The following is a 10,053-nucleotide window of genomic DNA, read 5'->3' as shown; positions in this document are numbered from 1 at the left end:
GCCGCCGAGCAGTGCCAGGGAAGCGCTGGCGAGGACGATACGGCGGGTCGGGAAACGCTCGAACATGGGAATTCTCCATTCGGAATTAATAAGGGATTGTGAGCTGCCCCGCGGAATAGGCCGGGGAAATCCTTTGGCCTGCTGTTCTCCGGCCGGGTTTCCCCGGTGAGGGCGTACTTCAAATAAACCCTGTGGGGGAGTGTGCGTCACGCCCCTTGAATACGTGGCTTGACGCCGAGGGCCGATCTTGATAAAAGTCCGGTCCTGTGTGGTGCGTGCGGTCCGGGAAGCCGCAGCGGCGGCCACGAGTGCAGTCCCAAACCGCGGAGTATTACTCCTCGACGGTGTCGCATGGTGAGGAGGCGGTTTTCCGGCCTGCGCTGTTCCTCTGCTGCGCAGGGTTGGCGCTACGCCTGCTGGGAAAGAACTCGACTGCTTCAATGGATCTTGAACGAAGCCCAGGGATTCACGCCCCGGTGGACCGGCAGCGGGTGTGCCTGCCGTTGCGGCTTGGCGCAGGGGAATGGGTAGGGCGGAGCCGCAGGCTGGGCTCGTGCGGGGCGGGGAGAGCGGTCAGGCCGAGGCGGGCCCGGCGCTCGGTGCGTGACCGGTGGCGTACCGGTAGGCGGCGGCGATGACCTTCTTCGCCACCTCCAGCTCGGCCTCGTCGCGCGGGGCGTAGAGCATGACGACATTGACACCACGGTCGTAGAGCGGGTGCTTCTCGCCCCATCCGGAGGTCAGGAACGTGGCGTGGTCGGCCGGGTCCAGGGCCAGGTGCAGGCTGCCGTCGGCGTGCAGGTGCACGAACTCCGCGTTCCCGCGCGGCAGGAACAGCCGGGCATCGCGTGCGGGGGCGGCAGCGCCGAGGAACACCGCCCAGGTGCTGGGGACGGAGATCTCGCTGCGGCCCGAGACGGTGCCGGGCAGCGCGGTGGCCATCCACCGCCGCAGTGCCTCCTTGACCTGCGGCGGGCTGGGCTGGGTGAGCTGCAGGTGCGGGACCTCGGGCCCGGTGTCGGGCCGGTCACCCGCACGCTCGGGAAGCGCGGGGAACGTCATGGTGGTGCCTCTTCCGGTGGTGCGGACGGCCCGTCGGCAGGACGGGCAGCCAGCCGATCGCCGAGCGGTCCGGCTGACTGCCGGCCCGCTTGCTGACACCACCAACCTAGTATCCTGTGGATAGTGGTTTCCTTCAGGAAAGTGCCCCTGCCGCTGCCTACGGGGACTGCGGGCGAGAGCGGAAGGAAGAGTGCCGTGACCGATCCGGTGCAGCAGGCGTGCCCGATCAACCCCGTGGTGGAGCTGGTGTTCAGTCGCTGGACCACCCCGATCCTGTGGGCCCTCGAACACCACGGACGCTCGCGCTTCAGCGAACTGCAGCGCCTCCTGCCGACGATCACACCGAAGGTGCTCACCCAGCGCCTGCGCCAGCTGGCACGCGACGGCCTGATCACCCGCACCTACCACGCCGAGATCCCGCCGAGGGTCGAGTACGCCATCAGTGGGCTGGGCCGCACCCTCGTACCCGTCTTCGACGCCATCGCCGGCTGGTCCGACGCCCACCTGGCCCAGGTCACCACCGCCCGCCGGGCCTACGACACGGCGCGCGCGGAGGAAGAAGCCTGGGCGGAGGGCTGAGGAGGAGCATCCGTGGTCGGCCGCCCAACCGACCTGGGCTTGGTACAGCAGCCGGGGCGCAGCTCACGGGCCGTATGCCGTATGCCGTATGCATGGGCTCGGGAATCCTGCAGACCCTTCGCCCCACGCGGTCCGGCTATCGAGGCCTGGGGAAGTCCGGTGAGCGGCAGGCCGTTGAGCGAGGGGCGCCCGCTCGTCCAGCGTTCCGGCCGAGCTTGCCCGAAGGACGCCTTCGGCGTCGCTCACGCGATGCGCTGCGGGTACCCGGGACTGGACCACGGCCCTGGTGCCGGCTAGTGCCGCATCGGGCAGGGCTCGCCCTGCCGACGGGAGTGTGGCGACAAGTGGACGCCGTCACATTCCGGGTATGTCGTAGCCGGGGTCTGGATGCTGACGGGGGGTCCACCACTCGGTAAGACCCCACCCCCCGAGCGCGAGCGCGGCCAAGGCCGCGACTGCCGCAGCCCAAGGCGGCACCCGCCTGACGGCCAAGGCCCAGGAGAGGAGCGGCACCAGGGCGCCGCCGAGCAGGATGAGCGGCAGGTCGACGAAGACCACGCTCAGATCGCGGGCGTGGCCCTCGAATCCCCCGTCGATACTGAACGCGGCCCGTGGTGCCCAGACAACCAGCCCGGTCGCCGCACCGAGGCCGGCGAGGAAGTATCCCGCCCGGCGCACGTCCTTCGGCTTCATGCCGGTCCGCTCTGGGGTGTTTTCGCTCATGCCCTCTGGACGTGGCAGCTCGACGCACGGTTGCAGGCGCCGGCCAGCGCCTACGTGCCGTCCCCTCGTGGGCGGGTGAACGTTGGTTGATCCGGCGCGTAGCCATCGAGGCCCCTCCAGGTCAGCGCGGGTCCGCCTGGGGAATCAAGTTGTGCAACTCCGAAGACACCACCGAGCAGGGGAGGTTCAAATATCCCCCGGGCCTCGATCGTCGTCGCCAGGCAGGTGAACGCGAGCGCTGGGTACCGATCGCGGGCACCGTCGCGGTCACCGCTGCGTACTGACCGCTCAGCGACCCAGCCGGGCCGCGAGCCCGTCGAGTACGCAGTCCAGGCCGAACGTGAACTCGACGTCGGGGTCGAGTTCCTCGGCTTCGAGGACGCGGCGGGCGAGCATCGGGTGTTCGCCGGCTGCGAGGACCTCGCTGATGTAGGGGCCGACGCTGCGCTGCCACTCCTCCTCGCTGAGCCCGGTGCGCTGCTCCGCGCGTCGAAGGGCCTGCTGGGCGGCGACCGAACCCAGCACGTACGCGTGCACGGCGCCGAGCGCCTGGGAGGCCAGGGTGATGTCGGGCGTGAGCGCGACGGCGGCGCGCAGCGCGGACTCGGACCGCCGCAAGGAGTTGGGGCCGAGCGCGGGCCTCCCCGCCAGTTCACCCGCCAGCCAAGGATGCCGCAGCAGCGTCGCGCGCAACGCGTGCGCGACCGCCCCCAGATCGGCACGCCAGTCCTCAGTGGACTCGGGCAGTGGATCCTCGCCCTGCGCCGCGTCGACCATCAGGTCCACCAGCTCGTCCCGGTTGGTGATGTACCGGTAGAGCGAGGCGGTCCCGGAACCGAGATCACCCGCGACCCGCCGCATCGACACCGCCGCCAATCCCTCCGCGTCCGCGACGGCGAGCGCGGCGGCCACGTACTGGTCCACCCCAGGCGCGCGTCGACGCGGCTCGGGGCGCGGCCGGGTCCACACCGACGAGGGAACGGGTTCGGTCATCGGGGCGGTTCCTTTCCTCGTTGACCAGCATCCTACCTTCTGGCTACGGTGTATCCATGACAGAGACAGCGTATCCAGAAGTGCCGGTGCTCGTGGTCGGAGGCGGCAGCGTCGGCCTGCTCACCGCGGCGCTGCTCAGCCACCACGGCGTCCCCGCGGTGCTCGTCGAACGCCGGTCCGGGCCGTCGGTGCACCCACGTGCCACCGGCATCGGACCGCGCACCGTCGAGATCCTCCGCGAACTCGGCCTGGACGCCGCCGTCGACGCGGCCGCGGTCGACCTCCGGGGCGCCGCGGGCAAGGCGGTGGCGCGGACCGTCGTCGAGATGGGCGCGGGCGACGTCGTGACCGTGCCCATGCCGACCCCGTCCGCCGGCGAACCGGACGTGACGCCGTTCAGACTGCGCGGCGTCTGCGCCCAGGACCGGCTCGACGCCGTCGTAGCAGCCGACCTGGCACGCCGCGGAGCGGACCTGCGCTGGTCGACCCGCCTGGTCGGCATCGCGCAGGACGCCGACGGGGTCGACGTCGAACTGGAGGGACCCGACGGCCGCTACTCGCTGCGGTGCGCGCGCGTAGTAGCCGCCGACGGCACGCACAGCACCGTGCGGACCGCGCTCGGCGTGGGCACCTCCGGGCCGGGCGACCTGGGCAAGTCGATGATCAACATCCTGTTCCGCGCCGACCTCCGACCGCACCTGCGGGGAATGTCCTTCGCCACCTGCACGATCACCACGCCGGAGGCGCCCGGCCTGCTGGCCACGGTGGACGGCGAGACGAACTGGGTCTTCCACGTCCCCTGCGACGTCGACGGCGGCGAACGCCCCGAGGACTTCACGCACGAGCGCTGCGCCGCGGTCGTCCGGCTGGCGGTCGGCGATCCCGGCCTCGACGTCGAGGTGCGCAGCGTGCTCTCGTGGCGGCCCCGGAGCGCAGCGGCCGAAAGCTTCGCCGTCGGCCGCGTGTTCCTCGTGGGCGACGCCGCGCACACCGTGTCGCCCCTGGGCGCGTTCGGCCTCAACACCGGGGTCGCCGACGCGCACAACCTGGCGTGGAAGCTGGCCGCCGTCCACCACGGCGAGGCCGGGGCCGGGCTGCTCGACACCTACGCGCACGAACGTGAACCGGTCGCCGCGGCGACGCTGGACCAGGCGCTGCGCAGGCTCGCCGATCCGGAGCTGCACTGGGGGCGCGGACCCGAGGCCGACGCCGCCAGGGCGGCGGCAGGGGTGTGGGCGGCGCCGGTCGTGCACCTAGGCCAGAGGTACGACTCGGCCGCCGTTGTCGACCCGCAGCCGGAACTCCCGTCCACACTCGACCTGGTGCTGGACGGGTCGCCGGGTTCACGGGTGCCCCACGCCTGGATCGACGGGGTTTCCACGCTCGACCTGGTGGCGTCCCGGTGGACCCTGCTGGCGGGCGTCGCCGGCGACCGCTGGCTCACCGCCGCGGCGGACGTCGGGCTTCCCGCGCACCGCGTCGCGGCCCCGTGGCTCCCCGAGGAAGGGGCACTGCTCGTCCGTCCGGACGCGATCGTCGCGATGCGCGCCACGGCGTCGGCGAAGGATCCGGCGCGGTTCCTCACCGAGGTCCTGGACCAGGTGCTGGCCAGGCCGGTCCCGGTGCCGAGCACCTGAACGGGGCGCCTCGACGGAGGAGCCCCCTTCGCGGCGGGAGCTTCGTCGTGCTGACGTGGAGTTCGAGAAGTACGCGTGCACTTCCCAAGGCCGGGGAAGTGCGATCGGCCCGGGCCGATCGCGCACGGGGTCTACCGTGCGCCGCTCGGCGGTAGCCGCCGCTTCCTCGAGCAGGAGCAGCCCGCGGCTGATGCCGGGGGTGATCACGATGAGGAGCTCGGCCGTGCTGCCGTGTGATGCGGCGAAGGCGTGCGGGAGGCCGGGAGGGACGAAGGCGAGGTCGCCCGGACCGGCGGTGACGACGGCGTCTCCGGCAAGGATGTCGACCTGGCCGTCGGTGACGTAGGAGAGTTCGCAGGAATGGCGGTGGGTGTGAGGGAAGGCGCCGTCGCTCCTGCGGCCATGGTCGTATGGATGGCGCTGAGGTCGCCCTGAGTTGCAGTGCTGCTCAGGAGCAGCTTGATGGGCGCGGGCGTGTGGATGCCCACGATCTGGGCGTCCTCTGGAGCGGTGCGTCGTCCGTGTAGGACCACAGGAACGTGTCGAGGTCGGTGCCGTCCTCGCGCAGTGCGCGCAGGGCTTGGGCGTTGGCGAGGACGGAGGTGATCTTCCCTCGGTGGCGGATGATGCCGGGGTCCTGGACCAGGCGGTCGACCTGGTCGGGGCCCCAGGCGGCGATGGTGTCGGCGTCGAAGCCTTGGAAGGCGCGGCGGTATCCGTCGCGGCGGATCAGGATGGTGGACCAGCTGAGCCCGGCCTGGGCTCCTTCCAGGGTGAGGAATTCGAACAGTGCCGCGTCACCGTGGTGCGGGACGCCCCACTCCTGGTCGTGGTACTGCTGCTCGGCCGGGGTTCCGCCCTCGGCCCACGCGCACCGGCGCAGGGCCGTGCCGGGCGGTTGCGGGGTGTCGGTGTTGTCCGCGGTGTGAGGGTTGCGCTTCGCCATGGCAGCGATCCTGTCCGTGTGGTGCTCTTCGGATCAGATGCTGACCTGCGGGTAGGACTCGGTGTACGAGTCGCCCAGGGGGCCGTGGTAGGTGCAGGTGCGGGCCGCGAGATCGACCTCGTAGTGGAGGACGCCGGCGCTCCAGCAGCCGCTCACGAATTCCGGATAGCTGGTCCGGCCCGCCTGGTCGGCCCGGATCGCCGCGATGAGGGCCTCCTCGTCCCAGGGGGCGATGTCCGCCATGCCGTCCACGATCGGCGCGGTCTGGGTGACCACGGGGCCGGCGTCGGTGACGTAGACGCTGGTGCCGGCGGGCACGGTGCAGCGGAACGTGCTCACGCCCGCCTGGCGCAGGGCCTCGGCGAGGTAGGGGAATCCGCCGGCCTTCGGACGGACGGCCGCCGCCCGCTCACGGGCCGCGTTCAGGTTCTCGATCGCGGTGCTCATTGCATGCTCCTTGGTGGGGGGCGGGCCTGCCTGATCCCGGGCAGGCCCGCTAAGATGACACTAGAATTCCATCTAGACATCATGATGTCAATCTGAAGGGTGTGGACATGTCCGACGAGATGGCCCTGCTGGTCGCCGACATCTACGAGGCGGCCGGGGTACTGCGCAGATCCGGGGAGGCCACCGCAGCAGCCGAAGGCCAGACCCAGGCCCGCTGGCAGGTCCTCAGCGTGGTCTCCGAGCAGCCCATGAGCGTCCCCAGCGCGGCCCGCCGGCTCGGAGTGGCCCGCCAGAACGTCCAGCGCATCGCCAACGACCTCACCAAGGACGGCCTGGCCGCCTTCACGGACAACCCCGACCACCGCACCTCCCCCCTGCTCACCCTCACCCCCGACGGCCATCAGGTCCTGCAAGCCATCACCGCACGGGCACGCGCGTCACACCGGCGCATCACCGCCCGAATCCCCGAGGCCGACATCACCGCCACCCGAACCCTGCTGCGCAACCTCACCCGAGCCGTCCGGCAGCTCGACCAGGACAGCCCTGACTCTGACGGGTCCTGAAACGCTGGTGACCATCCGTAGTCATCCAGGGTTGCGCGACGCCGATGCCTTGCGGGCAGCGTTGAACGCGACGAAGGCCCAGGAAGACCTGGCGGTCGAGCGGGCTGCTGACCGCTGGATGAAGCTGGGCGCCGATCTCTCGGACGCCGATCGCATTTCCTACGCATGCGGACTCACCAACCCGACCATCCTGTTGGACCCGGAGAATTTCGGGGTCAGAAGGGGAGGCACGGCCACCGTCGATGGACAACCGGCCATCGTGCTGAGGTACCCGGGGACGGACGGCGGCACCGCCACCGACTACATCGCAGCGCAGGGCCGCCCCTACCTGCCGAAGCGCACCGAGACCGGTCGGCAGCCGTCCGAGATCACGTACTACGGCTTCGAGACGGTCACCCAGCTCCGGCCGCCCACCGACAGCGAGGTCGTCGCCACCGCGGCTGTGAAGGGTGCGAATCCCGGATCGGATCCTGGTTCCGGGGTTGAAGTTGTCGTTGCGGCAGCTTCTACCGTCGTGGACAGGGCCGGAAAGACCGGCCCGGTGACGCGTTCGTGAGGGAGACGGCGATGGACTGGCCGATCGCGGAGGTCGCCCGTATGTCAGGCGTGACCGCCCGGACCCTGCGGCACTACGACGCGATCGGCCTGCTGTCGCCCGCTCGGATCGGCGCAGGCGGCCACCGCTTCTACGAGGAGCACGAGCTCCTGCTGCTGCAGCAGATCCTCGTCCTGAGGGCGCTGGGCCTGGGGCTTCCGGAGATCGGCCGGATCCTGGCCGAGAAGGTCGACGAAGTGGAGGCCCTGCGCGGCCACCACCGGCGGCTGCTCGCCGAGCGGGACCGGCTCGATGCCCTCGCCAGGACAGTCTCCCGCACGATCGCCGAACTGGAGCGGTCCAGAAAGGACGGCACGGCCATGACCGCCATCAACCGACCGGAAAATCTGTTCGAGGGCGTGCAGCCCTCCCAGTACGAGGAGAGCCTGCGCGACTTCCCCGAGCACGCCGCGGAGATCGGCCGCAAGATCGCCGCGATGACCCCGCAGGACGTCGAGGCCGGGCAGCGCGAGCGCACGGCACAGATGATCCGGCTCGCCGAGCTCCTGGCCGCAGGCCTCCCGGCCGACGCCGAACCCGTCCAGGCCCAGATCGACGCCCAGTACCGAGCCCTGATGCAATTGCGCGCGGTGTCCGCCGAGGAGTACCGCGCCATCGGCCGCTCCTGCGTGGACAACGAGCAATGGCGCGCCGCGTACGAGGCGATCGCACCCGGGCTGGCCGCCTACCAGCGGGACGCCATCGAGGCCTACGCCACGACCCGGCTCAGCTGACCCGCAAGGGGCCGCCGCCGGACGGGGTCCGGCGGCGGCCTTCTTCAGTTCGCCACAGGGGACCGGAACCTCGAGGCCCGCCACCCGGCCGATCAGCGGAAAGGCGGTCTGGTTCGAACTCCCGTTGCCGGGGGCGTGGCAGTACCCAGTGCCGATTTTCCGGTCGTGCGGTGGTGAGCGAACGGGGGAGCATCCTCCTTGCGCGGTGGCGGCTCGTCAACATGCTGGGGCCGCATCGGTCATGGACCTTCTTGAACAGTTTCCGGGCCCCGAGGCGCAGGCCTTGGCCGGGTCACTCCTCCTGCGGGATGAAGCCGGGATCGCCACGCTCTTCCGCGCCCCTCCCTCCCGCAACCTCTGGCGACCGGCAGGACCCGCTCGTCGAGGCCTGACCGACGGCAGGCGAGCAGCACCACCCGGCCCGGCTCCCTCAAGCCACGCGCTGCCAGCAACCGGGCCCGGACGTCCCGACGATGCCGGGGGAGCGCCGACGGCCGGCCGCGGAACCTCCCGCACCCCGCCACCGGCACCGCCGGCGGCGCCTTCGCCGAGTCGTCCTCGAACTCCAGGGGGCCTGCTCGTCTTCGGCCTGACGGCCGGCACCGTCTGGCACCGGCCCGACGGGGGACCCGTGTTCGAGGTCGGGATCGGCGCCGCCGCCCTCTACACCGGCATCGTGCTCGCCCGGCGCAAGACGCGCCTCCACCGTCAACGCCGCTGACCCGCCGTGCTGGGCCGGCTGTTGGCCGTACCTGCCGAGGTTCTACTGCGACCCGAACGGGGGCAGCGGTTCGCGGGCCGTGTGCCAGGCGGGCGGGAGAGCGGTGACACCCGTACGAGCGGCGATCACCCCGCCCGTGATGGCGCAGGTGGTGTCGATGTCGCCGCGCCCGGCGACGGTGAACCACAGGCCCTCGTGCAGGTCGTCGAGGTGTCCTGCCGCGCACCAGAGGGCGTAGGGGACGGTGTCGGGCCCTGACATCCGGTAGCCGGAGCCCAGGACCTTGGCAGCGTGCTGAACCGAGGTGCGTGCGGGCATTCGGGCCGCGACCCGCAGTCCCGACCGTACGTCGCTGTCGGGCAGTCGTGCGGCGACCGCCCGGAGGAAGTCCGGACGTGCTGGGGCGGGCCCGCCGCGGCTGCGCGTTGCCAGCGCTGCGGCGAGGGCTACCGCGACCGCCGCGGCGACCGCTTCCGGGTGGTGATGCGAGACCGTGCTCTGGCGGGCGGCCTGTTCGGCGACGGCGTCGAGGTCGGCGGCGTGCCAGGCGCCGAGCGGGGCGACACGCATGGCCGCGCCGTTGCCCCAGGAGCCCTGGCCGCCGAACTGTCCGGCCACCACCTCCCGCCAGGGCTCGCCCGCGCCGATCCGGCGGAGCACGTCGTGCATCGAGGCTCCGTAGCCGCGGTGCGTGTCGTCGGCGTAGGCGGCGGCGAGGCGGAGGGCGAGGCGGTCCTGGTCGATGGTGTCGCCGCCATCGGCGAGTTCCCGGACGAGAACGAGCGCCTGGGCGGTGTCGTCGCTCCACGGCCACAGGGGCTCCGGGGGCACGATCCGTGCCTCCAAGGCTGCGGGGCCTTCGCGACGAAGAATGCCGAACCAGCGGTCACCGAAGGCATCACCGAAGGCGAGCCCGGACAACGAGTCCAGCGCAGCAGCAGGCATGTCGATCATGGAGCTAGTCTTACAAAGCGGCGCCGCCCCGGCACTCCGGTTTCGGTGCGGTCGTGCTTCTGGCGCCGCCCGTGCCGGCTGGGCCTGACCGAAACACAC

General features: G+C 71.3%; 12 protein-coding genes and 1 pseudogene. 5 read left to right on the top strand and 8 right to left on the bottom strand.

All coding sequences use genetic code 11. The annotated features are described in order from the left end of the window. Together ACZ5WG_RS39790 and ACZ5WG_RS39785 are read right to left on the bottom strand one after the other, a co-directional pair. Positions 1–210: hypothetical protein (locus tag ACZ5WG_RS39790; protein ID WP_468729537.1), on the bottom strand; the 210-nt coding region annotated here is incomplete at its 3' end. Between the two features lie 363 nt (positions 211–573). Then, positions 574–1,062 carry a luciferase domain-containing protein gene (locus ACZ5WG_RS39785; RefSeq protein ID WP_468729536.1) on the bottom strand — a complete coding sequence of 163 codons (489 nt, stop codon included), beginning with the start codon at positions 1,060–1,062 and terminating at the stop codon, positions 574–576. Positions 1,063–1,257: 195 nt separating this feature from the next. On the opposite strand from ACZ5WG_RS39785, the gene ACZ5WG_RS39780 reads away from it, so the two are divergent. Then, the gene (locus ACZ5WG_RS39780) at positions 1,258–1,641 is read left to right on the top strand and encodes a winged helix-turn-helix transcriptional regulator (protein ID WP_468729535.1); all 384 of its coding nucleotides are present in this window, start codon (positions 1,258–1,260) and stop codon (positions 1,639–1,641) included. Between the two features lie 354 nt (positions 1,642–1,995). On the opposite strand, the gene ACZ5WG_RS39775 is transcribed toward ACZ5WG_RS39780, so the two are convergent. Then, positions 1,996–2,364: a hypothetical protein gene (locus ACZ5WG_RS39775; protein WP_468729534.1), complete on the bottom strand. Its 369-nt coding sequence runs from the start codon at positions 2,362–2,364 to the stop codon at positions 1,996–1,998. 288 nt (positions 2,365–2,652) lie between these two features. After that, positions 2,653–3,357: a TetR/AcrR family transcriptional regulator C-terminal domain-containing protein gene (locus tag ACZ5WG_RS39770; RefSeq protein ID WP_468729533.1), complete on the bottom strand. Its 705-nt coding sequence runs from the start codon at positions 3,355–3,357 to the stop codon at positions 2,653–2,655. 56 nt (positions 3,358–3,413) lie between these two features. Here ACZ5WG_RS39770 and ACZ5WG_RS39765 point away from each other — a divergent pair, with 56 nt between their 5' ends. Next, positions 3,414–4,994 (top strand): FAD-dependent monooxygenase, encoded by a 1,581-nt coding sequence (locus ACZ5WG_RS39765; RefSeq protein WP_468729532.1) that lies wholly within the window; start codon positions 3,414–3,416, stop codon positions 4,992–4,994. Between the two features lie 216 nt (positions 4,995–5,210). Here ACZ5WG_RS39765 and ACZ5WG_RS39760 read toward each other — a convergent pair. The 3 genes and pseudogenes from ACZ5WG_RS39760 to ACZ5WG_RS39750 form a co-directional block, all read right to left on the bottom strand. Further along, positions 5,211–5,363: pseudogene (locus tag ACZ5WG_RS39760) on the bottom strand (cupin domain-containing protein); the annotation flags it as partial. Between the two features lie 79 nt (positions 5,364–5,442). Next, positions 5,443–5,940: a DNA-3-methyladenine glycosylase I gene (locus ACZ5WG_RS39755; protein WP_468729531.1), complete on the bottom strand. Its 498-nt coding sequence runs from the start codon at positions 5,938–5,940 to the stop codon at positions 5,443–5,445. Positions 5,941–5,973: 33 nt separating this feature from the next. Beyond that, complete coding sequence (locus ACZ5WG_RS39750; RefSeq protein ID WP_468729530.1) at positions 5,974–6,387, bottom strand: DUF1398 family protein; 414 nt, start codon at positions 6,385–6,387, stop codon at positions 5,974–5,976. Between the two features lie 107 nt (positions 6,388–6,494). Here ACZ5WG_RS39750 and ACZ5WG_RS39745 point away from each other — a divergent pair, with 107 nt between their 5' ends. The 3 genes from ACZ5WG_RS39745 to ACZ5WG_RS39735 are packed head-to-tail and all read left to right on the top strand — an operon-like array spanning position 6,495 to position 8,279. Further along, positions 6,495–6,950, top strand: a complete 456-nt coding sequence (locus tag ACZ5WG_RS39745; protein WP_468729529.1) for a MarR family winged helix-turn-helix transcriptional regulator — start codon at positions 6,495–6,497, stop codon at positions 6,948–6,950. 7 nt (positions 6,951–6,957) lie between these two features. Further along, positions 6,958–7,506, top strand: a complete 549-nt coding sequence (locus ACZ5WG_RS39740) for a hypothetical protein (protein ID WP_468729528.1) — start codon at positions 6,958–6,960, stop codon at positions 7,504–7,506. Positions 7,507–7,517: 11 nt separating this feature from the next. Beyond that, on the top strand, positions 7,518–8,279 hold the full coding sequence (locus ACZ5WG_RS39735; protein WP_468729527.1) for a MerR family transcriptional regulator: 762 nt from the start codon (positions 7,518–7,520) through the stop codon (positions 8,277–8,279). A gap of 763 nt (positions 8,280–9,042) precedes the next feature. Here the strand turns inward: ACZ5WG_RS39735 and ACZ5WG_RS39730 are convergent. Further along, the gene (locus ACZ5WG_RS39730) at positions 9,043–9,954 is read right to left on the bottom strand and encodes an ADP-ribosylglycohydrolase family protein (RefSeq protein WP_468729526.1); all 912 of its coding nucleotides are present in this window, start codon (positions 9,952–9,954) and stop codon (positions 9,043–9,045) included. Positions 9,955–10,053: the final 99 nt, after the last annotated feature.

It is taken from the genome of Streptomyces sp. NPDC032745, assembly GCF_055579465.1.
This window is presented reverse-complemented; position numbering and strand designations above follow the sequence as displayed.

Bases quoted from the DNA above. Each gene is read 5' to 3' on its own strand.
- ACZ5WG_RS39785 (WP_468729536.1), bottom strand. From the start codon at position 1,062: ATGACGTTCCCCGCGCTTCCCGAGCGTGCGGGTGACCGGCCCGACACC.
- ACZ5WG_RS39775 (WP_468729534.1), bottom strand. From the start codon at position 2,364: ATGAGCGAAAACACCCCAGAGCGGACCGGCATGAAGCCGAAGGACGTG.
- ACZ5WG_RS39770 (WP_468729533.1), bottom strand. From the start codon at position 3,357: ATGACCGAACCCGTTCCCTCGTCGGTGTGGACCCGGCCGCGCCCCGAG.
- ACZ5WG_RS39765 (WP_468729532.1), top strand. From the start codon at position 3,414: ATGACAGAGACAGCGTATCCAGAAGTGCCGGTGCTCGTGGTCGGAGGC.
- ACZ5WG_RS39755 (WP_468729531.1), bottom strand. From the start codon at position 5,940: ATGGCGAAGCGCAACCCTCACACCGCGGACAACACCGACACCCCGCAA.
- ACZ5WG_RS39750 (WP_468729530.1), bottom strand. From the start codon at position 6,387: ATGAGCACCGCGATCGAGAACCTGAACGCGGCCCGTGAGCGGGCGGCG.
- ACZ5WG_RS39745 (WP_468729529.1), top strand. From the start codon at position 6,495: ATGTCCGACGAGATGGCCCTGCTGGTCGCCGACATCTACGAGGCGGCC.
- ACZ5WG_RS39735 (WP_468729527.1), top strand. From the start codon at position 7,518: ATGGACTGGCCGATCGCGGAGGTCGCCCGTATGTCAGGCGTGACCGCC.
- ACZ5WG_RS39730 (WP_468729526.1), bottom strand. From the start codon at position 9,954: ATGATCGACATGCCTGCTGCTGCGCTGGACTCGTTGTCCGGGCTCGCC.